A 23606-nucleotide genomic window follows, 5' to 3' on the forward strand; every position below is an offset into this window, starting at 1 on the left:
CCGGAACCCGTGGCCGTCAGCCCTTGACCACCACGGCCCGGTGGTGCCAACCTCGGAGCAGCCGTCCCGTCCGGGCAGACGGGGGCGGCCTGGTTCCTCGTCGGTTGTCGAAGCGCTTCACCGCGTCCGGGTCGGCAGCCGCACACCACCACCCCGCGATGCCACCTGTCACGACGGTCGTCGAAGCGCTTCGACCTGCCGTCCGGGCATCGCTCGCCCATGGAAGGTAACCGATCCACCATGACCGACAGCACCGGCCGGACGCCCGGCCCGTCCCCCGCCGCCCGCGTCGACGACCTGCTGGCCCGCCTCACCCTGACCGAGAAGATCGGGCTGCTGCACCAGTGGCAGGCCCCGGTCGACCGGCTCGGGCTGCCGCCGTTCCGCACCGGCACCGAGGCGCTGCACGGGGTGGCCTGGCTCGGCACGGCCACGGTCTTCCCGCAGGTGATCGGGCTGGCCAGCAGCTGGAACGCCGAGCTGGTGCGGTCGGTGGGCGCCGCCGTCGGCGCCGAGGTGCGCGCCAAGCACCACGCCGACCCCGAGCGGGTCGGGCTGAACGTCTGGGCGCCGGTGGTCAACCCGCTGCGCGACCCCCGCTGGGGGCGCAACGAGGAGGGCTGGTCCGAGGACCCGTGGCTCACCGGGCACCTCGCCACGGCGTACGCGCGGGGGCTGCGCGGCGACCACCCCGACCGGCTGCGGACCGCGCCGACGCTCAAGCACTTCCTGGGCTACAACAACGAGACCGACCGCGCCACCACCTCCAGCGACCTGCCCCCGCGGGTGCTGCACGAGTACGAGCTGCCGGCGTTCCGCGCGCCCCTGGCGGCCGGGGCGGCGGTGGCCGTGATGGCCTCCTACAACCTGGTCAACGGAACTCCGGCGCACCTGAGCCCGCTGATCGAGGGCGAGCTGCGCGCGATGGCCGCCGACGAGATCATGGTCGTCGGCGACGCCGGGGCGGCCACCAACATCGCCGGGTTGCAGGGCCGCGAGCCCGACCACGTCAGCGGCTTCGCCGCCGCCCTGCGCGCCGGGATCGACAACTTCACCGAGGACGACACGAACAGCGCGCTGACCACCGGCCGGATCGCCGAGGCGCTGGAGCGCGGCCTGATCACCACCGCCCACGTGGACCGGGCGGTCCGCCGGATCCTCGGCGTCCGGCTGCGCCTCGGCGACCTGGACCCGGCGCACGAGGACCCGTGGGCCGGGGTGCCGCCGGAGGTCGTCGACTGCCCCGCGCACCGGGAGCTGGCCCGCGAGGCGGCCCGGCAGTGCGTCGTGCTGCTGCGCAACGACGGGCTGCTGCCCCTGACCGCGCGCCCGGGGCTGCGGGTCGCCGTGCTCGGCCCGCTCGCCGACGCGGTGCACACCGACTGGTACAGCGGCACCTTGCCGTACGCGGTCAGCACCCTCGACGCCCTGGCGGCGCGGGTCGACACCGTCACCAGCCACAGCGGCGCCGACCGGATCGCGCTGCGCGCCGGGGACCGCTACGTGCGCTGCGCCGCCGACGCCGACGGCGGCCCGCTCACCCTCGACGCCACCGCCGCCACCGAGGCGACCTGGCTCGACGTGTTCGACTGGGGCGGCGACGCCGTGGCGCTGCGCGCCGTCGCCAACGGCCGCCACGTCGGGGGCGACGACGACGCCGTCCTGGTCAACGACCGCACCGGGCCCGGGGGGTGGATCGTCCGGGAGACCTTCCGGTGGCGGCCCGGCCCCGACGGCACGGTGCTCCTGCACCACCTCGCCACCGGCCGGTACGTCGCCGCCGGGCCCGACGGGCGGCTGCGCGCCGACGCCGCCGAGCCGGGCGCGGCCACCCCGTTCGCCGTGGAGCTGGTCGCCGACGGCGCTGCCGAGGCGGCCGCCCTGGCCGCCGACGCCGACGTGGTGGTGGTGGCCCTCGGCAACCACCCGATGGTCAACGGGCGGGAGACCGAGGACCGGTCGGACCTGGCGCTGCCGGCCGGGCAGGAGGCGCTGCTGCGCGCCGCCCACGCCGCCAACCCCCGCACCGTCCTCGCGCTGACCAGCAGCTACCCGTACGCGATCGGGTGGGCCGACGCCCACCTGCCGGCGGTGCTGTGGTCGGCGCACGGCGGCCAGGAGCACGGCGCGGCGCTGGCCGCGGTGCTGTTCGGCGACGCCGAGCCGGGCGGCCGGCTCACCCAGACCTGGTACGCCGACGCCGCCGAGCTGCCCGACCTGCTCGACTACGACATCATCGACGCCGACGCCACCTATCTCTACCACCGGGGCGATCCCCTGTACCCGCTCGGCCACGGGCTCGGCTACACCCGCTTCGACTACGCTGACCTGCGACTCAGCGCGCCGTCGGTGGCCGCCGACGGGGAGGTCGAGGTGCGCGTCGAGGTCACCAACGGCGGCGACCGGCCGGGGGAGGACGTCGTGCAGCTCTACACCCGGCAGCGGCGGTCCCGGGTCAAGCAGCCCCTGCGCCAGCTGCGGGGCTACGCGCGGGTCGCCCTCGCCCCCGGCGAGCGCCGGGTGGTCCGGCTGCGGCTGCGCGCCGCCGACCTGGGCTGGTGGGACGAGACCCGGGGCGCCCGGGTCGTGGAGGACGCCACGCACACCGTGCTGGTCGGCCGGTCCGCCACCGACATCCGGCTCGTCGGCACGCTCGGCGTCCGGGCGGCGTCCGCCGCCGACGCCCCGGCGCGGGAGGCCACGGGTGCCGGCCGGTCCCGGTGACCACGGCCCGCGCCTGCCCCCGGCGGCGCGGCCGAAGTCACCCGACCTGGTCACCATCTCCGACGTCGCCCGGCACGCCGGGGTCGCCGTCAGCACCGTGTCGTACGTGCTCAGCGGCAAGCGGGCGATCTCCGAGGTGACCCGCAACCGGGTGCTGGCCAGCATCCGGATGCTCGGCTACCACCCGAACGCCGGCGCGCGCGCCCTGGCCAGCCGACGGGCCAACGTGATCGCGCTGGTGCTGCCGCTGCGCTCCGGGATGCAGGTGCCGGTGGTGATGCAGTTCGCGATGGCGGTGGTCACCACCGCCCGCACCGTCGAGCACGACGTGCTGCTGGTCACCTCCGACGAGGGGCCGGCGGGGCTGCGCCGCATCGCGGCCAGCGCCATGGTGGACGGCCTGCTGCTGATGGACGTGGAGATGCACGACTCGCGGGTGCCGCTGCTGCGGGAGCTGGGGCGGCCCAGCGTGCTGATCGGATTTCCCGCCGACCCCACCGGACTGACCTGCGTCGACCTGGACTTCCACCGGGCCGGGGCGGTCTGCGTCGAGCACCTGGCCGGGCTCGGCCACCGGCGGATCGCCCTGCTCGGCGCGCCCGCCGCCGTCTACGACCGGGGCACCGGCTTCGCGCACCGCACCCGCAACGGCATCCTCGACGCCGCCGCGCGGCTCGGCGTCGACACCGTGGTCCGGCCGTGCGAGGAGGGCACGGCGGCCGTCCGCCGCGAGCTGGTGGAGCTGCTGGACCGGTGGCCGGACCTGTCGGGCCTGATCGTGCAGAACGAGTCGGCCGTCGGGCCCGTGCTGGCGACGCTGCCCACCCTCGGCCGGCGCGTGCCGGAGGACGTGTCGGTGGTCGGCATCTGCCCCGACCAGTTCGCCGAGCAGGCCAGCCCCCGGCTCACCTCGGTGCCCCTGCCGGCCGAGGAGGTCGGCCAGCAGGCGGTGTCGCTGCTCATGCGCAAGGTGCACGACGAGCCGGTGCCCGACGCGACGCTGCTCGAACCCAGGTTGACGATCCGGGACAGCACGGCCGCCGCCCCCGGGGACGGCAGGTGACGGCCGGGCTGCCCGCGTCCGCGCACCGGATCTGGGACGACTCCCCCGCCGCCGGCTGGGAGGACGCCTTCCTGTCCGGCAACGGCGAGTACGGGATCATGGTGACCGGCGCGCCGTACGCCGAGCGGATCGTCGTCAACCACCACCGGTTCGTGCTGCCCAACGGCACCCACGACGCCCGGCCGCCCCGGCTGGCCCACCTGCTGCCCCGGGTGCGCGAGCTGGTGCTCGCCGGCCGGCGGGCCGAGGCGAGCCGGCTGCTCGGCGGTGGCCGGGAGCTGCGCTGGACCCAGTCGTTCCACCCCGGCTTCGCGCTGACGATCGACGCGGTGGGGCCGGTCGACGCGGTGGGGCCGGGCGCGACGGCGCTGCCGGCCGGCTACCGGCGGAGCACCGACTTCCGCACCGGGGAGGTCGTCGTCGAGTGGGCCGGCGGCGAGCGGCGCTGTTTCGTCTCCCGCGCCGACGGCCTCGTGGCGCTGCGGCTGGACATGGGCGACTGCGTGGTCGGGTTCACCGGCGACCTGCCCGGCCGCCCGGCGGACGTCCGCTACGAGACCGCGGCGTACCGGCGTGGCGAGGACGTCTTCCTGCGGATACGCGGCCACTACCCGCCGGTCGGCGGCGCGTACGGCTTCGAGGGCCTGGCCCTGCTCACCGGCGACGTGCGGGTGCTCGGCGACCGGGTGGCGGTGCGCGGGCCGACCCTGCTCACCATGGTGCTCGACCGGCCCGGCACGCCGCCGTGGCGCACCGCCGAGCGGGAGGAGACGCTGCGCGCCCGCTGCATCGCCGGGTACGCCGGCCTGCGCGCCCGGCACGCGGCCCGGCACTCCCCCGCCTACGACCGGGCGAGCCTCGACCTGGCCGTGCCGGCCGCCGAGCGGGAGCTGCCCGTCGGCGCACTGCTCGCCCGGCAGGCCGCCGACCCGCAGCGGCCCTACCCGGCGCTGGTGGAGCGGCTGTTCCACGCGGGACGGTACCTGCTGCTGAGCGCCAGCGGCGTCCTGCCGCCCCGGCTGACCGGGCTGTGGCTGGGCTCCTGGGACGCGGCCTGGGCGGGGGACTTCACCACCGACGCCAACCTGAACCTGCAACTGGCGGGGGCCGCCATCGGGGCCCTGCCCGAGGTGAGCGCGGCGCACGCACGGCTGGTCGGGTCGCAGGTCGACGACTGGCGGCGCAACGCCGAGGCGATCTACGGCGCACCGGGCCTGCTCGCGCCCAGCCGCACCGACGGGGAGCACGGGCACCTGTTCCACATGCACGACGACTGGCCGTTCGCCGCCTGGCTGCCCGGCGCGGACTGGCTGCTCTTTCCGTTGTACGAGCACCACCTGGTGACCGGGGAGCCGCTCGGTGAGCTGGCCGGCTGGCTGACGGAGGCCGCCGAGTTCTTCGCCGACGTGCTCACCGTCTCCGCCGCCGACGGCACGGTGGTCGTGGTGCCGTCGTACTCGGCCGAGACCGGCCCGCTGGACGACGACGGCCGACCGGTGCACCTGGCGGTCAACGCCACGATGGACATCGCCGCCGCCCGGCACGCCCTGGCCACCGCCGACGCCGTCACCGGCACCGACCGGTGGGCGGCGCTGCGGGAGCGGCTGCCGGCGTACCGGGTCGACGAGCGCGGCGCGCTGGCGGAGTGGGCCTGGCCGGGCTACCGCAGCGACGAGGACCACCGGCACGTCAGCCACCTCTACCCCGTGTGGCCGTTGGACGAGATCAATCCGGACGACACCCCCGAGCTGGCCGCCGCCGCACGTCGCGCGCTGGTGCTGCGCGGCGACGAGAACCTCTCCGCCCACGGCAGCCTGCACCGGGCCCTCGCCGCGACACGCCTGCGCGACGGCGCGCTGGCCGGGGAGAACGTGGCCAAGATCCTCGGCAACGACATGTTCTTCCGGTCGCTGATGAGCTCGCACAACCCCGGCCGGGAGACCTACAACGCCGACGCCGCGCACGCCCTGCCCGGCGTGCTGATCGAGTCGCTGGTGCACTCCCGGCCCGGCCTCGTGCGGCTGCTGCCGGCCCCGCTGCCCGGCCTCGGCCGGGGGATGCTGCGCGGGGCCGCCTGCCGGGGCCGGGTCACCGTCGAGGAGCTGGCCTGGGACGCCTCGTCGGTGCGGGCCCGGCTGCTCTCCCCCGTCGACCAGCGGATCACGGTGGCCAGCCCGTACGGGGACGCGGCGGTCGACCTGCCCGCCGGCCGGCCGGTGGAACTGGTATTCGGTCCCCGCACCGACGGCGGGTGACGCAACGCAGTTGCGCCGGACCGACTCCCACCACTCCCACCCCCTCCTTTGCTCTGCACCCACGGAAGCAACGCTTCACGCAGCGCAACCCAACGCCGCGCCCCGCGCCTCGCTCCACCACCGGTAGGAGCAGCTCGGGCGCGGTGTTGCGCGGGTGGGTGCAGAGCAAAGGGTCGACAAGCGGTGCGCTGGGGTCGGCAATTCGTCACCCAGAGCAACATCGACCGTTCCTCCCGACCAACCCCGCCACCGTCACGGAACGCGATCGACCGCACGGGCACAGACCTGAGCACCGCCCCGGCGGGTCGCGGTCAGCGGGTCGCGGTCAGCGCGGCGTAGTCGGCGGGGGTCAGCGGCTGGACGGACAGCGAGCCGTCCGCGCGCGGCACCCCGAGCGGGCGGCCGTCGCGCAGGAACGCCACGGCGTCGACGTCGTCGCGGGCGGCCAGCGTGCAGACGATCTGACCGAACGCGAGCACCTCGTCGCTGCGGCCGGTGTCGTCGCCGGTCCCGTCGACCCGGACGCGCGCCTGACCGTCGGCGACGCCCACCACGGCGGCGCCGATCGCCCCCGGCAACGCGCTGGTCAGTCCGCTGTCCCGCTCGACGGCGCTCGGGCCGGCGAGCAGGTCCCGCAGCTGGGCCTCGGCGTCGAGGGAGCGGCTCACCCGCCGGTCCACCGGGACCAGCCGGTCGTCCTGCACGAAGCACAGCGTCATGGTGACCGGGCCGACCGTCGCGGGGCCGTCGACGGTCGCGGACGACGGGAACGGCCCGGGCGGGGCCTCGACGGCCCGGGGGGTGTCCTCGGCCGGCACCCCGCAGCCCGCCACCGTGCAGGCCGCCACGAGGGCGGCCAGCAGCGCCCGCGCGGCGAACCGGCGGCTCATGCCAGGCTCCCCGGCAGGGCCACCCGGAACCGCGCTCCCCCGCCGGGGCGGTCGCCGACGTCGGCCGTGCCACCGTGCGCGGCGGCGTGCTGGGCGACCAGCGCCAGGCCGAGGCCGGTCCCGTCACCGGTGCCCCGGGCGTGGGCGGCCCGGCCCCGGACGAAGCGGTCGAAGATGGCGGCCCGGTCCTCGACCGGCACGCCGGGGCCGTCGTCGTCCACCTCGATGACAGCGGTGTCGCCGTCGCGCGACAGCCGCACCGCCACCGGGCCCGCACCGTAGCGCACCGCGTTGTCGAGGAGGTTGGCCAGCACCTGTGCGACGCGCCGCCGCTCCACCTGCCAGGTGGCCGGGGTGCCGGCCGCGAGCCGGACCAGCGTGGCCGGCAGGTCGCGGCCGGCGCAGGCCCGCCGGGCCAGGTCGACCACGTCGACGGGCGCGCGGTGGGCGGGCTGGTCGCTGCGGGCCAGGTCGATGAGGTCGTTGACCAGCCGCTGGAACCGGTCGATCTCGTCGGCGACGAGGCCGGCGGCCACGGCGGTGCGCTCGTCGTGGTGCTCCCGCCGCCGTTGCAGGACGCTGGCCGCCGCGGCGAGGGTCTGCAACGGCGAGCGCAGCTCGTGGCTGACGTCGGCGGCGAAGCGGCGGTCGCGCTCGATGCGGCGGGCCAACTGGTCGACCATGTGGTTGAACGAGGTGGACAGCCGGGTCAGGTCCGGGTCGGTGGCCGGGTCGAGGCGGGCGGTGACGTCACCGGCGGCGATCCTCTCCGCGGCGTCCGCGACCGCGGTGAGGGGACGCAGCCCGTGACGGGTCGCGTACCAGCCCAGGGCCGCCCCGGAGCCGGCCACGAGGATGGCCACCGCCGTCAGGGCCAGGGCCAGCGCCTGGAAGGTCCGTTCCAGCTCCCACAGGGAGGTGACCTCGTAGTACGTGGCCGAGCCGGACAGCGGCACCCCGACCAGCAGGGCGGTCCGGCCGTCGACGCGGACCCGCTGCACGGCCGGCTGCCCCGAGCCGACGAGCTGTTGCAGCTCCGGCGGCACGGCGGCGGTGAGGCCCGAGTCGGCGATGCGGGCGTGCCACCTGCCGTCCAGGTGCAGCAGCGCCCGCCGGCTGCTGCCGGTGTCCAGCGACCGCAGCACCTCCACCACGTCGGGGTTGTCGGTGTCGAGGCCGCTGCGCACCACGGCGGCGTCGAAGTACGCGGCCCGCACGGCGGTGCGTTCCCGCTCGTCGATCAGCGACTGGCGGGTCAGCTCGTAGGAGATCAGGGCCATCGACGCGGCGAGCAGCAGCGCGCCCAGGGCGAAGGCGGCCATGACCCGGGCGCGCAGGCCGAGGCGGAGCCGGGGCGGGCGGCGCAGCGGGCTCATCGGCGCAGCTTGTAGCCGAGCCCGCGCAGGGTCACCAGGTGTTCGGGGTTGGCGGGGTCGGACTCGATCTTCTGCCGCAGCCGGCCGACGTGCACGTCGACCAGCCGCTCGTCCCCGGTGTCGTAGCCCCAGACGCGTTGCAGCAGCTGTTGGCGCGACAGCACCCGGCCGGCGTGCTCGGCCAGCTCGCACAGCAGCCGGAACTCGGTGCGGGTCACCGGCACCCGCTGCCCGGCGCGGCGCACCTCGCCCGCCTCGGGGCTGACCTCCAGGTCACCGAACGCCAGGACCGGCACCGGTTCGGCGGCGACCGGGGCGGCGGCCCGGGCGCGGCGGCGCAGCGCCCGCAGCCGGGCGGTGAGTTCCTTGATCGCCACCGGTTTGACCAGGTAGTCGTCCGCGCCGGCCTCCAAGGCGGCGACGATGTCGTGGGTGTCGTCGCGGGCGCTCACCACCACGATCGGCACGTCGTCGTCGCGGCGCACCTGCCGGATGCACTCGAAGCCGTCGAGGCCGGGCAGCATCAGGTCGACCAGGACGTAGTCGGCCGGGTCGCGGCGCTGGGCGCGCAGCCCCTCCTCGGCCGTGGCCGCGCCCCGGGCGTCGTAGCCCTCGTCCTCCAGGGCGAGCAGCAGCGCCAGCCGGATGCGGTCGTCGTCCTCGATCACCAGTACGGCCGTCATGACGGCATCATCCCCAAGGCCGTCGCCCGGCGGCCAACCGTGTCCGGCGTACGACGGATTTGTCACGCAACTGTCACATGTCCGCGCGGTGCCCGCCAACCCCGGCCGGCACGGTGGCCTGGACCGGTCGGGCGAGAGGAAGGGGTACGGCCGTGACGACGCCGCTGGCACGCCGGGAGTGCACGATCCCCCTGGTCGAGGTGGCCGTGACCGAGTTCGACCTGGCCTGCCTGCTGGAGACCGGGGCCGTGTTCGACCGGCTGCTCGCGCTGCGCCCCGCGCAGGTCGTGGTGGACCTGTCCGCCTGCCGGCACATCGACGCCGCCGCCATCGGGTTCCTGCTGGACGTGCACCGGCGGCTGACCCGCGCCGACGGGGTGCTCGTCGTACGCGAACCGAACCCCCGGATCCGGCGCATCCTCCAGTCGGCCCGGCTGGACCAGGTGCTGCCGGTCGTCGTCGACGACGCGGCGGCCGGGTCCCCCGAGCGGCCCGGCCCGGTGGCACCGCCGGTCGGCCGGGCGGTCGTGCCGGGCGGCGGGGGTGGCAGCCGTCGCCCGGCACCGGCCGGGCAGGGGCGCGTCCGCCGGCCGGCGGAGTGGGCGTGACCGTCGCCACGCTGGTCAGCGCCGTCGTCGTCGGGCTCGCCGTGGGGGTGCTCGGCCGGCTCGCGGTGCCGGGCCGGCCGACCGCGCCGCTGTGGCTCACCCTCGTCGTCGGTGTGGTCGCCGCGCTGGCCGGCAGCGTCGTCGCCCGGCTCGCCGGCGCGAACGGTCAGGGGTTCCGCCTGGTCGACGTGGTCGTGCAGGCGGGGGTCGCCGGGGTCGGCGTCGTCCTCGTCGCGGCCACCGCCGGCCGCTCCGACTCCGCCTGACGGGTCCGCCGGGCCGGGGCCGGTCAGGCGGCCGGCTGCGACGTGTGCAGCAGCGCCCGGGTCAGCGGGTGCCGGGCGGCGGTGAGCAGGACGGCCGCGGGCCCGGCCTCCACGACCCGCCCCGCGTCCAGGACGACGACGTGGTCGGCGAGGCGGGCGACGACGTCGCGGTCGTGGCTGATCATCACGAGGGCCAGCCCCCGGGTGCGGCGCAGCCGGTCGACGAGGGCCACGATCCGGTCCCGGCTGACCGCGTCCAGCCCCGAGGTGATCTCGTCGCAGATCACCACGCGGGGCTCGGCGAGCAGCGCCCGGGCCAGGGCGGCGCGTTGCAGCTCGCCGCCGGAGAGCCGGTCGGGGCGGCGGGCGACGACGTCCGCCGTGAGCCCGGTCTCGCCGAGGACGCGGCGCGCGGCGTCGCGGGCCCGGGCCGGCGGCAGGGCGCGCAGCCGCACGGCGGCCCGGGACACCTGCTCCAGGACCGACCGGTGGGGGTGGAAGCTGGCCCGGGCGTCCTGGAAGACGTACTGGACGGCGGCGAGGTCCGCCCGGGTTCTCCGGTCCAGGGTCGCCGCCAGCGGCCGGTCGCCGAGGCCCACCGTTCCGGCGCGCGGCGGGTGCAGTCCGGCGACGCAGCGGGCGAACGTGGTCTTGCCGCTGCCGGAGCGGCCGACCACGGCGAGGCACCCGCCGGGGGCGACGGCGGTGGTGACCGCGTGCAGCACGCCACGGCGGCGGGCGCCGGCGCGGTGGGCAGCGGCCAGGTCGCGCACGCGCAGCGCCGGTGCTCCGGCGGGAGCGGCGGCACGCGGCACGGCGACGCGGGACGAGGCGGGGGCGACGGCACTCGACGCGGCCGGGGCGGGGACACTCGACGCGGCCGGGGCGGCGGCGAGCAGGCGGCGCGTGCGTTCGTCCCGGGGGGCGGCGAGCACGTCGGCCGCCGCGCCGGCCTCGACGACCACGCCGGCGTCCAGGACGACCAGCCGGTCGGCCACGGCGCGCACCAGGTGCAGGTCGTGGCTGAGCAGCACCACCGCCAGCCCGGCGTCGGCGAGGGCCCGCAACTCGTGGGCGACGTCCCGGCGGGTGAGGCTGTCCTGCCCGGTGGTCGGCTCGTCGGCGACCAGGACGCGCGCCCTGGCCAGCAGCGCGTGGGCGACGACGAGGCGCTGCTGTTGGCCGCCGGAGAGCTGGTGCGGGAAGCGCCGCAGGAACTCCCGGTCGGCGGGCAGGTCGACGCGGGCCAGCACGTCGGCCACCGCCCGACGCACCGCCTCCCGCCCGGCCACCGTCGTGCGGGCCGCCGCGCCGCGCGACGGGCGGCCGGGGGTCCGCCGCACCGGCCGGGCGTGCCGCCGGGCGACCTCGCGCAGCACCGCGCCGACCCGGCGGACCGGGTTGAGCGCCGCCGACGGCTGCTGCGGGACGTAGCCGACGACGCCCGGGGGTGGTGGGGTCGCCGGGGACACGGGACGGCCGGCCACCTCCACCCGGCCGGCGAGGCGGACGCCGGGGCCGGCCTCCCCCAGCAGGGCCCGACCGGCGGTGGTCTTGCCGCTGCCGGAGCGGCCGACGAGGGCGAGCACCTCGCCCGCCGCCACCGTGAACGAGACCCCGGCGAGCAGGCGACGTCCGGCGACCCCAGCCTCGAGCCCGACCACCCGGACCGGCGGGCGGGAGTCCACCGGCGACGTCGGCCTGCCGGCGGCGGTCGGGTCGGCCCGGCGCTCCGGGCCGGCGGGCCGGCGTGGCCCGGGCACGGCGCGGCCGGGCGGCCCGACGGGGCCGGCGTCCTCGCGGGCGGCGTCCTCGCGGGCGGCGTCCTCGCGGGCGGCGTCCTCGCGGGCGGCGTCCTCGCGGGCGGCGTCCTCGCGGGCGGCGTCCTCGGGGGCGGCCCCGCCACGGCCGGCGTCGTGGCCGGCGGCGTCGCGGGGGGTGTCCCCGCCGGCCGCGGCCCGGCCGGTGGCGTCGCCGCGGGTGGTCAGCAGCCGGTCGGCGACGAGGTTGACGCCGACGGCGAGGGCGACGAGGAGGGCGGCGGGCACCAGCACCGACCAGGGTTGCAGCAGCAGCCCGGCGCGGTTGCGGTCCACCATGACCGCCCAGTCGGCGGCGTCGGGGGCGACACCGACGCCGAGGAAGCTGGCCGTGGCGACGAGGTACAGCGCGCCGACGAACCGTACGCCCGCGTCGGCGAGCAGCACCCGGCGGCTGCCGGTCACGACGTGGCCGACGGCGCGCCGCCACCACGTCTCCCCGTACAGCCGCATCGCCTCCATGGCCGGGCCGTGCGCCAGCGGCAGCGCCGCCGCGCGGCTGATCCGGGCGACCTCGGGCAGGCCGATCAGCGCGACGATGCCGACCAGGGTGGCCGGCCCGCGCGGCGCGGTGGCCGCCAGCAGGATCAGCAGGATCAGCGACGGCACGGCGAGCAGCAGGTCCGCCGGGCGCATGACCAGCTCGTCGACCCACCGGCGGCGGGTCAGCGCGGCGAGCAGCCCCAACGGCACGCCTGCCAGGTACGCCAGGGCGGTCGCGGCGAGCGCCACGCCTACCACGGAGCGCCCGCCGAGCAGCACCTGGCGCAGCACGTCGCGCCCGACGAAGTCGGTGCCGAACGCGCCGCCCAGGTCGAACGGCCGTCCGCGCGGTGCCGCGTCGCCGGCCAGGGCCGGCCCCACCACGGCGACCAGCAGGGGCACGGCGAGCAGCGCGACGCCGACGGCGAGGCGCAGCCGCGACGGGATGCGGTGGCGCCGACCGGGTGGGCTCACGTGGCGGCCCCGGCGCGCGGGGCGAGCCGGAAGGCCACCAGGTCGGCGACGAGGTTCACCGTCACCGTGGTCACGGCGACCAGCACGCACAGCCCCTGCACGGTGGGGACGTCGCGGGCCGTCACCGCGTCGACCAGGGCGGTGCCCAGGCCGGGGACGACGAACACCGCCTCGACGACGATCACCCCGCCGAGCAGCCAGTCGGTGGTGCGGGCGAGCTGCTGGGCGACGGGCGCGAGGGCGTTCGGCAGCGCGTGGAGCAGCCACAACCGGGGCTCGGGCACGCCGAGCCGGCGGGCGTGCGCGACGTGTTCCGCGCGCATCGCCTCGACCATGCCGGCGCGGGTCAGCCGGCTCAGCGAGCAGAACGGGCGGGCCAGCAGCACCGCCAGGGGCAGCACCAGCACGGCGGGGCGGGACAGCAGGTCGCCGCCGGTGCCGACGGCGGTGGGCGGGAGCCAGGCCAGCCGTACGCCGAAGACCGCGACGAGCAGCAGGGCCAGGGCGAACTCGGGCACCGCGTACAGGCCGACGGCGGTGGCGGACAGCGCCCGGTCGAGGCGGCCGCCCTCGCGCCGCGCCGCGAGCGTCCCGAGCCCGACGGAGAGCGGGACGAGCAGCAGCAGCGTCGCGCCGGCGAGCAGCACGGTGGGCGCGGCCCCGGCGGCGAGGACCCCGGTGACCGGCCGTTGGGAGACCAGCGAGACACCCAGGTCGCCCCCGGCCAGGTCGGCGAGCCAGTCCAGGTACCGGTGCCAGGCGGGCCGGTCCAGGTCGAGCTGCTCGCGCAGGAGGGCGATGCGCGCGGGGTCGGGCTGGTCGCCGGCGATCACCACGGCGGCGTCCCCGGGCAGCGCCTCGGTCAGGACGAAGACGACGGTGGCGACGCCGACGACCTGCCCGGCCCCGGCCAGGAGGCGGCGGGCGGCGTAGCGGGGCAGGCTCAACCCAGCCAGACCTTGTCGAAGCGCGCCCAGTCGAGGGTGTTGGCCGGGGCCGCGGCCGACACGCCGCCCACGCGGGGGCTGGTGGCCACGAGGAAGTCGGCGAACCCCCACACCAGGAAGCCGCCCTCGGCGTGCAGGACGCGCTGCATGTCGCCGTACGCCTGCCGGCGGGTCCGCTCGTCGGGGCTGGACACGGCGCGGGCGTAGAGCGCGTCGAAGTCGGGCCGCCGCCACCCGGTGGCGTTGGTGGTGGACGTGCTCAGCAGCCGCTGAGATATATGAGTCTCGATGGGCATGGCTCCCGAACGGTAGCAGGCGAGCACCCCGCCCGTCATGATGTCCTTCCAGTAGGTGTCCTTGTTGCCGCTGCGCGCCTCGACGGTCAGGCCGACCTGCCGGGCCTGCTCGGCGAAGACGCTCGCGGTCTCCACGAAGCCGCTGGCCACGGGGGCGGTGTCCAGCGGGATCCGCAGCCCCCTGGCGCCGGCCCGGTCCACGAGGAAGCGGGCCCGGTCGAGGTCGGGGACGCGCTGGGCGATGTCGTCGGCGTAGTGCTGGTAGCCCCTGCCGAACAGGTCGTTGCCGACCTGGCCGGCGCCGGACAGCACGGTGTCGACGAGCTGCCGGCGGTCGGTGAGCAGGAACATCGCCTCGCGCAGGTCCCGGTTGTCGAACGGCGGCCGGTCGACCTTCATGGCCAGGGCCTGCATGGTGCTGTTGGCCATCCGGGTGATCCGCACCCGCGCGTCGCCCGCGTAGGTGCGGGCGGTGGTGGGCGTGACGTCGTGGGCGTAGTCGGCCTGCCCGCCGAGCAGCGCGTTGATCCGGGCGGACTCGTCGTTGGCCACGAGGTACTCCAGCTCGTCCAGGTGCGGCGCGCCGTCCCAGTGGTCGGCGTACCGCCTGAGCAGCAGGGACCGGCCGGGCTGGAACGCGTCGAACGCGAACGGGCCGGACCCGACGGGCCGGTCGAAGGCGTCGGCGCCCTCGGGCACCACGTACGCGCCGAAGGCCGCCAGGACGTTGGGGAACTCGGCGAACGGCCGGCGCAGCGCGAGTTCGACGGTCCGGTCGTCGACGGCCCGGCTGCCGCGCAGGTCGATCAGCTCCAGGCTGGCCCGGGCCCGGAAGGCGCGCTTCGGGTCGGTGATCCGGGCGTAGCTGTGCAGCACGTCGGCGGCGCGCACGGGGCGGCCGTCGTGGAAGGTCGCCTCGCGCAGGGTGACCCGCCACCGGGTGAGGTCGGCGTTGGGCTCCCAGCCGCTGGCCAGGCGGGGCCGGATCGACACGTCGGGGCCGTAGTCGGCGAGCTTGTCGAACATGGCCTTGGCCCGGGACGCCTCGTTGAACAGGTTCGCCAGGTGCGGGTCGAGGGTCTCCTGCGCGCCGCCGCCGGCGAACACGGCCCGCAGCCGGCCGCCCCGGCGTGGCTGGTCGGAGGCGGTGTCGGCGGGGCGGTCGCCGCACCCGGCCAGCAGGGTGGCCGACACGGCGGCTGCGCCGCCGAGCAGCCCGCGCCGGGTCAGCCGGGCGGCGGGCGTGGGGATGACGGATGTCACGGGGTCTCCTCCAGTCGAGAGGGGCGGCGGCGGGCGAGCAGGTGCAGCCGGTCGCCGCGCAGGGTGGTGGACAGCGCCGCGCCGGGCCGCCACGGCGGTTCGGTGCGCGGGCCCGGCGCGTCGAACATCGCCAGCACGTCGAAGCCGGCCGTGTCGAGCAGGTGACGCAGTTCCTGGGGGAACAGCAGCCGCCAGGCCGAGGTCTGCACCAGCGGCTCGGGCGCGCCCGGCCAGCTCCAGGCGCGTTCCCGGCGCAGCAGTTGCGCCGCGTGGTCGATCCACAGCCGGGTCCGGGACGTGTAGGCGACGCCGCGCCACGGCACGGTGCGCACCGACGTGCCGTCGAGCAGTTCGGTGTTGCCGAGGAAGAACGCGCCGTTGCGCAGCTCGGCCAGCAGCAGCCCGCCCGGGGCCAGGTGCGCGTGGCACCGGGCCAGGAACGCGGTGAGGTCGGCGTTGGTGTGGCAGTAGAGCAGGGCGCTGTCCAGGCAGGTCACCGCGTCGAACCGGTCGGCGAGGTCGAAGCCGCGCATGTCGGCGGCCACGAACCGGACCCGCGGGTGCCGGCGGCGGGCGTGGGCGAGCATCGCCGTCGACGTGTCGATGCCGGTGACGGCCCAGCCGAGCTGCGCGAGCCACCCGGCGTCGCGGCCCGTGCCGCAGCCGACGTCGAGCAGCCGGCGGCCGGGGGGCGCGTACCGGCGCAGCAGGTCGTCGACGAAGCCGGCGGCGAGGTGCTGCGGGTCGGGGAACTGCGCCTCGTACAGCGCGGGGTTGTCGGTGAGCAGGTTGGCCCCGGCGGTGGCCGCCCCGGCGTCGCCGCTCGTGCCGGCACCGCCGCGCAAGCCGGTGCCGGCGGCCTGCCGGGCCCGCCGGCCGCTCACGCGGGCACCGCCGACGGGGCGGGCGCGAGCGTCGGGTCGAGCGCGCCCCGGCGGTGCAGCGCCCAGACGGCCGCCGCGGAGGCCAGCCCGAGCGCGGCGCAGAGCAGCCACGCCACCGCCGGCACCCCGGAGCCGGACCCGTCGTCCATGGCGCGGCCGACGGCGGTCGTCCCGGCCGCCGCGACCACCCCGGAGACCAGGTAGAACAGCCCGAAGTAGGTGCCGGTGAGCCCGTCGCGGGCGAACGCCGGGATCAGCTCCAGCACGAACGGCTGGGCGATCAGCACCCCGACGGCGAGCAGCACGGCCGCGCCGAGCACCGGCGCGAGCCGGACGGGGCCGGCGGGGCCGCCGACCGGCGCGAGCGGCAGCACGAAGCCCCCGCCCATCACCGCCAGGCCGAGCGCGATGGCCGGGCCCCGGGCGAGGCGGCGGTGCAGCCAGCGGGTCACCGGCACCTGCCAGGCGAGGGTCACCGCGGTGGAGACGACGAACAGCGACGCCACGGCGAGCGGATGCCCGCCGGCCTGCTCCGCCTGCACGGGCAGCACCAGGTAGAGCTGGTTCTGCAGGGCGAACATCGCGCTGAGCGCGAGGGTGAAGGCGAGGAACCGACGGTCGGTGACGGCCTCGCGCCAGTCCCCCAGCACGCTCTGCCCGCTGCTGCGGGCCGGCTGCGGCGGCAGCACCAGGGCCTGCGCCACGGTCAGCGCCGCGAAGACGCCGGCCGCGGCGAGGGCGGCGGCCCGGAAGTCGACCAGCAGCAGCGCGCTGCCGAGCAGCGGCCCGAGCAGGGCCCCGGCGCTGGCGAACACGTTGAACAGCGCGAACGCCTCGGCCCGCCGGTCCGGGGCGGCCTGCGCGAGGTAGGCCCGCACCGCCGGGTTGAACAGCGCGCCGGCCAGGCCGGAGAGCACGGAGGCGGCCAGCAGCGCCGGCAGCGACACCCCGACGGCGAAGACGCCGAAGCCGACGGCGCGCAGCGCGCACCCGACGATGATCACCCCGCGCGCGCCGAGCCGGTCGGAGGCGGACCCGCCGAGCAGGAACAGGCCCTGCTGGCTGAGGTTGCGCACGCCCAGGACCAGGCCGATCACGGCGGCGGACAGGCCGAGGTCGTCGGCGAGGTAGCCGGCGAGGTAGGGCAGCAGCAGGTAGAAGCCGACGTTGACGCCGAGCTGGTTGACCACCAGCAGCCGGATCGCCGGCGGGAAGCCGCGCAGCGTCGTCCAGGTCGTGATCACCGGGCCACCGCCCGGTCGTCGGCCCGCGCCGGGCGCACCCCCAGGCCGGGCCCGTCGGGGGTACGCAGGACGCCGTCGCCGCCGCCGATGCCGGTCCACGGGTCGTCGGCGAGCAGCAGGTGCCCGTCGAGGTCGACCCAGCGGGCGTGCCCGGCCAGGTGCAGCGCCGGGGCGATGCCGAGCGTGCTGGCGACCAGGCAGCCGAGCAGCACGTCCAGGCCGTTCCCGGCCGCAGCGTCGATCAGCCGGCGCGCGGCGGCCACCCCGCCGCACTTCGCGAGCTTGACGTTGATGCCGGCGACGGCCCCGGCGAGGCGGTGCACGTCGGCGACGGTGGCGACGTCCTCGTCGGCGACGACGGGCACCGCGACCCGGGCGGCGATCCAGGCCAGGGCGTCCGGGTCGCCGGGCGGGACGGGCTGCTCGACGGCGTCCACGGCGCAGGCGGCGACGGCGTCGAGGACCCGGACGGTCCGCTGGGGCGTCCACGCCCCGTTGGGGTCGAGCAGCAGCCGGGCCGCCGGGGCGGCGGCCCGCACGGCGGCGACCCGGGCGACGTCGTCGTCCGCCCCGGCCTTGACCTTCAGCACCGTGAAGCCGGCCGCCACCAGCCGCCGCGCGGTGGCGGCGGCGACGGCGGGCGGCACCAGCCCGATCGTGTACGCCGTCGAGACCGCCTCCCGCGCGGGGGCGTCGACGAGCCGCCACACGGGCCGGCCGGCGCGCCGCCCGACGAGGTCGTGCACGGCGGCGTCGAGCGCGCCCAGCACCCCCGGCGCGTCGGCCAGGTCCACGGCGAGGGCCGGGAGGTCGGCGCGCAGCGCCTCCGGGTCGGCGTACCCGGTGACCTGGGGGCGCAGGGCGGTCAGCAGCGCGTCGATGCGGCCCAGGTCGAGGCGCTGGTACGCGCTGGTGACGACCTCGCCGTGGCCGGCGTCGCCGTCGTGGGTCAGCCGCACGGCGACCGCGTCGCGGCGGGCCATGACCGACCGGGAGATGCGCAGCGGCTCGGCGAGCGGCAGCGGGTAGACCCGCCAGTCGAGGTTCATGCCGGCACCCGCTGTCCCCGGGCCGGCTCGACGGTCCGGGCCCGGGGGTCGACGACGGTGCGGCACCGGCTCCACCGGGTGACCTCCACCGCCCGGGGATGGGGGATCTCGACGGGGTGGCCCCGGGTGGGGCCGAGCAGCCCTCGCCGGGCGCAGTAGTCGTCGTCGAAGATGGAGTCGAGGTAGCGGTGCGGGCCGTCGGGGAAGACGGCGAGGACCCGCGCGCCGGGCCGGGTCCGGGCCGCCCAGGCGGCGACCCGGGCGGTCGCGCCGGTGCTCCACCCGCCGGTGACGAACGCGTGCCGGGCCAGCCGCCGGCAGCTCTGGACGGCCTCGGCGGGGGCGACCCAGTGCACCTCGTCGAAGGCGGCGTAGTCGACGTTGCGGGGGTGGATGCTGCTGCCGAGGCCGCGCATCAGCCGGACGCGGGCGGGCTGGCCGAAGATGGTGGAGCCGACGGTGTCCACCCCGACCAGGCGCAGCCGGGGCCAGTGCCGGCGCAGCGCGCGGGCCAGGCCGGCGCTGTGCCCGCCGGTGCCGACGCTGCACACCAGCGTGTCCACGGCGTCGACCTGGGCGACGATCTCGTCGGCGAGCCCGGCGTAGCCGGCCGCGTTGTCGGGGTTGCGGTACTGGTCGGGCCAGTACGCGCCGGGCAGCGCGGCCCGCACGCGGAGCAGCCGGTCGAGGCGGGCCTGCTGCCAGCCGCCGACGGGATGCGGGGCGTCCACCACCTCCAGCCGGGCCCCGTGGGCGCGCAGCAGCGCCCGCATGGACGGCTCCAGCTCCCGGTCGACGACCAGCACCACGGGGTGACCGAGGGCCTGCCCGGCGAAGGCGAGGCCGACGCCCATGGTGCCGCTGGTCGACTCCACCACCGGGGCCCCCGGGGCCAGCTCGCCGCGCGAGCGCGCGCCGGCCAGCATGGACACCGCCGCGCGGGCCTTCATCCCGCCGGGGCTCAGGCACTCCACCTTGGCGAGGAAGCCGGGGTGCGGGTGCGGCAGGGGGGCGTCCACGAGGACCACCGGCGTGCGGCCGACGAGGTCGAGCAGCTGCGGCGCGGTCATCGGCCCGCCCGGTCGGCGCGGTAGCGGTAGAGCGGCGTGGGGCCGCCGTCGAGCCAGAAGAACGGGTAGGGCTCCGCCGACACGGCGGTCAGCCCCGCGCCGAGGAAGCGCGGCAGGACCGCGCTGCCGGACTGGGCGAACGCCACCAGCGGCACGCCGGTGGCCCGGGCGTGGCGCAGCAGCGGCGCGAAGGTGCCGTTGCCCAGGGTCATGCCGGAGGCGAGGATCGCGTCGCAGCGTGCCAGCAGCGCCGCCGCGTCGGGCAGGCACGGCTCGTCCCACTCGGTGCGCCCGCCGGCCAGGTCGCACGGCAGGTAGCGCAGGCCGCGCCGGCGCAGCTCGGCGAGCAGGGAGTTGACCACGCCGACGACCAGCACGGTCCGCCCGGGCTCCGCGGGCAGCAGGTCGACCACGGCGGCGGCGCGGGCGGCCGACTTGGCCAGCGACGTGCCGCCGGGCACGGTCACCACGTCGGTCGCCGCGCCCGCGTGCGGGCGCACCCCCATCAGGTACGCGTCGAGCGCGGCGACCCGCACCGGCCGGCTCGGGTGGGCCAGCAGCTCCGCCACGGTCACGCCCACGCAGTCGTACGCGACGTCGTCGGGCAGCTCGTCGGGCTCGACGGCGCAGGAGCCGACGGCGACGCCGACCCGCAGACTGAGCACGTGGTTGCGGTAGCCCCGGGCGCGACCGGGGTGGCGGGCGCCCTGCCGGGTGACGAACCCGACGCTGACCCGCTCCCCCGCCGGGTCGGGGCCGAGCCGGCCGGCGAGCGCCGCCGCCACCAGGTCGTCGAGGCTGTCGGGGGCGGTGGGTTCGGCGGCCGGGGCGGGGGCGGTCACGCGGCGGTCCCGGCGAGCTCGTCGGCGTACCGGACGTCGAGGGCGGCGACGTGCGCCTCGGCGCGGGCCCGCGCGCCCGACCCCTCGGTGTCGACGGTCATGACGTGGCCGAGGTAGCTGTTGTTGCTGCTGGCGTCGCCGGTGCGGTGCCCGGGGGGCCTGACGGCCCAGTCCACGACGGACGGATCACCGGTGAGCCGGTCGGTGCCGGTGACCGCGTCGACCGTGCCCGCCCGGGGCGGCAGCAGGAACGCGATGGCGGCGCTGCGTACCCCGGTGTCGACCGGCGTGGTGTCGGGGTGCTCGCCGAGGGCGAGGCGCGCGTACGCCATCGGCAGGTCGATGCCGGTGACCCGGCGGACGAGTTCGGTGATCTGGTTGCCGGCGGGCCGCGGGTTGATCTCGACCACCCGGGGCCCGGCCGGGGTAAGGCGCAGTTCGGTGTGGGTGACGCCGTGGGTGAGGCCGACGGCGGCGAGCGCGGCGACGGCCGTGTCGGCGGCGGCGCGGGCGGCGGTGGCGGGCAGGTCGGCGGGGAACATGTGGCCGCTCTCGACGAACGCGCTCGTGCCGGCGAGGCTCTTGTCGGTGACCCCGACGACCGTGGTGACGCCGTCGCGGGTGACGGTCTCGACGCTGACCTCGGGGCCGGTGAGCAGCTCCTCCAGCAGCACCAGCGGCACCCGGGGCTGCCGGCGGGCGTTGACGGCGAAGCCGGCCAGCGCGTCGTACGCCGAGCGTAGCTGCGCGGGGTCGGCGACGGCGCGCACGTACATGCCGGCGCACAGGTCGACGGGCTTGACGACCAGCGGGAAGCCGAGCCGCTCGGCGGCGGCGAGGGTGTCCGCCCAGCCGCCGGTGACCGCGAACGCCGGCCCGGGCAGGCCCGCCCGGCGCATCGCCTCGCGGGCCAGGTCCTTGCGGCAGGCGCGGCGCACCGCCGCCGGGTCGGGGCCGGGCAGCCCGAGGTGGGCGGCGACCTCGGCGGCGGTGTGCAGGTAGTAGTCGCAGGAGGTGAGCACCCCGTCGAAGCGCAGGGCGGCGTGCAGCCGGGCGACGTGTGCGGCGAGCCCCGCCGGGTCGTTGGTCTCGGCGGTGACCACGTTGTCGGCGGCGAGCAGCGGGTGGACCTCGCCGGGCGGCGTCGCCCGCAGGTAGTGGTGCAGGTCGCGGGTGAGGAACGTGAACCGGTGGCCGTCCTCCCGGATCGCCCTCGGCAGCAGGGCGCTCATCGCGCCCACCCAGCTCTCGATGACCAGCAGGTGACCCATCAACGACTCCCGTCCTGTTGCGGTGGCGTCCCGCGTACATCTTGTTGGAAACGGTTTTCGTTGTAAAGTCCGCCGCGCCGGCGGTCGACCCTGCGCGCCGCCGCCACGGGGCACCGGCATCCACCGCACGGGAGAACGACGACCGCACGGGAAACCACCCACCGCGCGGGAAGATCGTCCGCGCGGGAAGGCATCGTCCGCGCGGGAAGGCATCGTCCGCGCGGGAAAGCGACGACCGGGAACGCTGGCCGCCTCCGGCGCACGACACGCCGGCACGGTTGCACCACGACCGGCCAGTGATCGCGCGCTCCGCGCCACCCGACCCCTCCGCGGGCGGCGTCACGCCAAGGGGGGAACTCCGCCGGGCGTCAGCCCGCGTACGCGCGGACCGCGCCGCGCACCGCCACCGCGCGCCACCCGGCGGCGCGGCGTCGTGCCGCACACCACGGAGTCGTCCCGCACACCACGGAGTCGTCGGCCCGGCGACGCACCCGCCGGCGGGGTGGCGTCGCCCGCCAGGGCCGTTCAGGCCACGGCGGCCCGGTCGACCGGGTCCACGCCGGCGAAGCCGCCCCGGTGGTAGAGCAGCGGCGAGCCGACGTGGGCGTGCCGCAACAGCTCGGGCTCGGCGAGCACGATCGCGTGGTCGCCGACGACCACCCGGTCGACCACGCGGCAGAGCAGCCAGGCCAGGGCGTCGTCGAGGATCGGCACCGCCTCCGGGCCGACCCGCCACCGGGTCGGATGGGCGAAGCGGTCGATCCCGGTGGCGGCGAACGTGCGCGCCAGGTCCCGCTGGTGCTGGGCGAGCAGGTGCACCGCGACGTGCCGGGACCGCGCCACCGTGGGCCACGCCGACGAGGCGAGCCCGAGGCAGAAGGACACCACGGGCGGCTCCAGGGACACCGACGTGAACGACGTCGCGGTGAAGCCGACCGGCGGGGCGCCGGGGGCCGTCACCACGGTCACGGTGTTGGCCTGCTGGCGCAGGACCCTCCGCAGCGAGCTCGTGTCGGCGTCGACGATGGGTTCTTGCTGCGGGTCGGCGGTCATCGGAGGCTCCCAGGATCGCACGGTGCAGCCCGGGGTGGGCCGCCCCGGATCGGCCGAGACGCACATCGATGCGGCGTCCGGTGCCCCCGACGCTAACCGACCACCCCCACCACCCGCAAACCCTACTTGAAAAGTAGGGATTTCGGCACCGGCCCGGCCACCCGGCCCCGACCTGCCCCGCGCCGGCTCCGGGGGCGACGCCGGGCGGGGCCCGCGCGGGCGGCGGCCGCGCAGGTCAGGTCCCGCACGGGACCGCCCCGACCAGGCCGAGCCGGTCGACACCCCACCCCGGACGGCCCCGAAGGCCGCGCCGGGCAGCACCCGCACGGGACGGCCCCGACGGCCAAGCCGGGCAGCCCGCCCGGTGCCGCCCAGATCAGGCCGAGCCGGTCGGCACCCGGGCGGGCACCGGCCGCCCGGTGAGTCGACGCGCCGCGAGGTACGCCTCGCAACCGAGGCAGACGTCGAACGCCGCGTTGAGGAAGGCGGCGGCGAGGGCCGCCGCCGTGGCGGTCAGGGTGAGCGCCGGCAGGCCGGCGAGGTGGCCGGCGGCCGCCAGCAGCATGAACGTCAACCCGACGAGCTGGGCGAACCGCACCGGGGCGGCCGGCTCCCGCTCGGCGGGCGGGTCGAGCCGGGGCGCGACCAGTGCCCGGTAGGCCAGGGCGTACGGGCCGAGGCGCGGGCTGGCCGCCGTGACGGCGAAGACGACCGCCTGGGTGAGCACCAGGGCGGGCGAGCCGGTGATCAGCGCGGCGGCGAGGACGACGGTGGTGACGGCGGCGGCGAACCGGGGGCCGCGTGGATCGAGCAGCATGGCGGTAGGAGTCCGATCGGCGAGGGGGCGCGCCGTGGCGCGCGGGCGGCGGTCAGGCGGGGCGGCACGCCGGACAGAGGCTCGCCGCCAGCCGCCCGTGGTCCACCGCCCGCCGCCGGGTCAGTCGCGCCCCGCGCGGCGACCCCGACGACACATGCCCCGACGACGCACGCCCCGGCAACCGGGAGGGGGCCCGCCCTGGCGACGGCACGGACGATCCGCGTGCGG

19 protein-coding genes are annotated in these 23606 nt (G+C 77.3%); 5 read left to right on the forward strand and 14 right to left on the reverse strand.

The window, feature by feature from the left end; all coding sequences use genetic code 11:
- The first annotated feature begins 240 nt into the window (after positions 1-240).
- From O7633_RS03520 to O7633_RS03530, 3 genes are read left to right on the forward strand one after another with little or no spacing between them, the layout of a single operon-like run.
- Entirely contained in the window at positions 241-2724 is a 2484-nt protein-coding gene (locus O7633_RS03520) for a glycoside hydrolase family 3 C-terminal domain-containing protein (RefSeq protein ID WP_282325982.1), read from the forward strand.
- Positions 2705-3787 (forward strand): LacI family DNA-binding transcriptional regulator, encoded by a 1083-nt coding sequence (locus tag O7633_RS03525; RefSeq protein ID WP_282325984.1) that lies wholly within the window; start codon positions 2705-2707, stop codon positions 3785-3787. The genes O7633_RS03520 and O7633_RS03525 overlap by 20 nt, the downstream gene beginning before the upstream one ends.
- Positions 3784-6042, forward strand: coding sequence for a glycoside hydrolase N-terminal domain-containing protein (locus O7633_RS03530; protein WP_282325985.1), 2259 nt, complete (start codon positions 3784-3786; stop codon positions 6040-6042). The genes O7633_RS03525 and O7633_RS03530 overlap by 4 nt, the downstream gene beginning before the upstream one ends.
- Before the next feature lie 311 nt (positions 6043-6353).
- On the opposite strand, the gene O7633_RS03535 is transcribed toward O7633_RS03530, so the two are convergent.
- From O7633_RS03535 to O7633_RS03545, 3 genes are read right to left on the reverse strand one after another with little or no spacing between them, the layout of a single operon-like run.
- Positions 6354-6932: a GerMN domain-containing protein gene (locus O7633_RS03535; RefSeq protein ID WP_278135449.1), complete on the reverse strand. Its 579-nt coding sequence runs from the start codon at positions 6930-6932 to the stop codon at positions 6354-6356.
- Positions 6929-8308 (reverse strand): HAMP domain-containing sensor histidine kinase, encoded by a 1380-nt coding sequence (locus O7633_RS03540; protein ID WP_282325987.1) that lies wholly within the window; start codon positions 8306-8308, stop codon positions 6929-6931. The genes O7633_RS03535 and O7633_RS03540 overlap by 4 nt, the downstream gene beginning before the upstream one ends.
- Positions 8305-8991 (reverse strand): response regulator transcription factor, encoded by a 687-nt coding sequence (locus O7633_RS03545; RefSeq protein WP_074476286.1) that lies wholly within the window; start codon positions 8989-8991, stop codon positions 8305-8307. The genes O7633_RS03540 and O7633_RS03545 overlap by 4 nt, the downstream gene beginning before the upstream one ends.
- A 152-nt stretch (positions 8992-9143) precedes the next feature.
- On the opposite strand from O7633_RS03545, the gene O7633_RS03550 reads away from it, so the two are divergent.
- A complete protein-coding gene (locus tag O7633_RS03550; protein WP_282325989.1) occupies positions 9144-9599 on the forward strand; it encodes an STAS domain-containing protein in 456 nt (151 codons plus the stop codon).
- Positions 9596-9865: a GlsB/YeaQ/YmgE family stress response membrane protein gene (locus O7633_RS03555; protein ID WP_278135454.1), complete on the forward strand. Its 270-nt coding sequence runs from the start codon at positions 9596-9598 to the stop codon at positions 9863-9865. The genes O7633_RS03550 and O7633_RS03555 overlap by 4 nt, the downstream gene beginning before the upstream one ends.
- A gap of 23 nt (positions 9866-9888) precedes the next feature.
- Here O7633_RS03555 and O7633_RS03560 read toward each other — a convergent pair whose 3' ends face one another.
- From O7633_RS03560 to O7633_RS03610, 11 genes are all read right to left on the reverse strand, one after another.
- On the reverse strand, positions 9889-12642 hold the full coding sequence (locus tag O7633_RS03560) for an ATP-binding cassette domain-containing protein (RefSeq protein ID WP_282325990.1): 2754 nt from the start codon (positions 12640-12642) through the stop codon (positions 9889-9891).
- Entirely contained in the window at positions 12639-13589 is a 951-nt protein-coding gene (locus tag O7633_RS03565) for an ABC transporter permease (RefSeq protein WP_282325991.1), read from the reverse strand. Before O7633_RS03565 ends, O7633_RS03560 begins: the two co-directional genes overlap by 4 nt.
- The gene (locus O7633_RS03570; protein ID WP_282325992.1) at positions 13586-15148 is read right to left on the reverse strand and encodes an ABC transporter substrate-binding protein; all 1563 of its coding nucleotides are present in this window, start codon (positions 15146-15148) and stop codon (positions 13586-13588) included. Before O7633_RS03570 ends, O7633_RS03565 begins: the two co-directional genes overlap by 4 nt.
- Entirely contained in the window at positions 15145-16032 is an 888-nt protein-coding gene (locus tag O7633_RS03575; protein ID WP_282325993.1) for a methyltransferase domain-containing protein, read from the reverse strand. The genes O7633_RS03570 and O7633_RS03575 overlap by 4 nt, the downstream gene beginning before the upstream one ends.
- Complete coding sequence (locus tag O7633_RS03580; protein ID WP_282325994.1) at positions 16029-17276, reverse strand: MFS transporter; 1248 nt, start codon at positions 17274-17276, stop codon at positions 16029-16031. Before O7633_RS03580 ends, O7633_RS03575 begins: the two co-directional genes overlap by 4 nt.
- Positions 17273-18325 carry an enolase C-terminal domain-like protein gene (locus tag O7633_RS03585; RefSeq protein ID WP_282325996.1) on the reverse strand — a complete coding sequence of 351 codons (1053 nt, stop codon included), beginning with the start codon at positions 18323-18325 and terminating at the stop codon, positions 17273-17275. The genes O7633_RS03580 and O7633_RS03585 overlap by 4 nt, the downstream gene beginning before the upstream one ends.
- Positions 18322-19395, reverse strand: coding sequence for a PLP-dependent cysteine synthase family protein (locus tag O7633_RS03590; RefSeq protein ID WP_282325998.1), 1074 nt, complete (start codon positions 19393-19395; stop codon positions 18322-18324). Before O7633_RS03590 ends, O7633_RS03585 begins: the two co-directional genes overlap by 4 nt.
- Positions 19392-20237: a DUF364 domain-containing protein gene (locus tag O7633_RS03595; RefSeq protein ID WP_282326000.1), complete on the reverse strand. Its 846-nt coding sequence runs from the start codon at positions 20235-20237 to the stop codon at positions 19392-19394. Before O7633_RS03595 ends, O7633_RS03590 begins: the two co-directional genes overlap by 4 nt.
- The gene (locus O7633_RS03600; protein WP_282326002.1) at positions 20234-21508 is read right to left on the reverse strand and encodes an ATP-grasp domain-containing protein; all 1275 of its coding nucleotides are present in this window, start codon (positions 21506-21508) and stop codon (positions 20234-20236) included. The genes O7633_RS03595 and O7633_RS03600 overlap by 4 nt, the downstream gene beginning before the upstream one ends.
- 525 nt (positions 21509-22033) lie before the next feature.
- On the reverse strand, positions 22034-22561 hold the full coding sequence (locus tag O7633_RS03605; protein ID WP_278135474.1) for a flavin reductase family protein: 528 nt from the start codon (positions 22559-22561) through the stop codon (positions 22034-22036).
- A 376-nt stretch (positions 22562-22937) separates the two neighbouring features.
- Positions 22938-23378: a DUF4395 domain-containing protein gene (locus tag O7633_RS03610; protein ID WP_282326006.1), complete on the reverse strand. Its 441-nt coding sequence runs from the start codon at positions 23376-23378 to the stop codon at positions 22938-22940.
- Positions 23379-23606 lie beyond the last annotated feature (228 nt).

Source organism: Micromonospora sp. WMMD712, assembly GCF_029581295.1.
Classification (GTDB): Bacteria; Actinomycetota; Actinomycetes; order Mycobacteriales; family Micromonosporaceae; genus Micromonospora; species Micromonospora carbonacea.

Excerpts from the sequence above, each read along its gene's own strand:
- O7633_RS03520 (WP_282325982.1), top strand. The coding sequence starts at position 241 with ATGACCGACAGCACCGGCCGGACGCCCGGCCCGTCCCCCGCCGCCCGC.
- O7633_RS03535 (WP_278135449.1), bottom strand. The coding sequence starts at position 6,932 with ATGAGCCGCCGGTTCGCCGCGCGGGCGCTGCTGGCCGCCCTCGTGGCG.
- O7633_RS03540 (WP_282325987.1), bottom strand. The coding sequence starts at position 8,308 with ATGAGCCCGCTGCGCCGCCCGCCCCGGCTCCGCCTCGGCCTGCGCGCC.
- O7633_RS03545 (WP_074476286.1), bottom strand. The coding sequence starts at position 8,991 with ATGACGGCCGTACTGGTGATCGAGGACGACGACCGCATCCGGCTGGCG.
- O7633_RS03585 (WP_282325996.1), bottom strand. The coding sequence starts at position 18,325 with ATGAACCTCGACTGGCGGGTCTACCCGCTGCCGCTCGCCGAGCCGCTG.
- O7633_RS03590 (WP_282325998.1), bottom strand. The coding sequence starts at position 19,395 with ATGACCGCGCCGCAGCTGCTCGACCTCGTCGGCCGCACGCCGGTGGTC.
- O7633_RS03600 (WP_282326002.1), bottom strand. The coding sequence starts at position 21,508 with ATGGGTCACCTGCTGGTCATCGAGAGCTGGGTGGGCGCGATGAGCGCC.
- O7633_RS03605 (WP_278135474.1), bottom strand. The coding sequence starts at position 22,561 with ATGACCGCCGACCCGCAGCAAGAACCCATCGTCGACGCCGACACGAGC.
- O7633_RS03610 (WP_282326006.1), bottom strand. The coding sequence starts at position 23,378 with ATGCTGCTCGATCCACGCGGCCCCCGGTTCGCCGCCGCCGTCACCACC.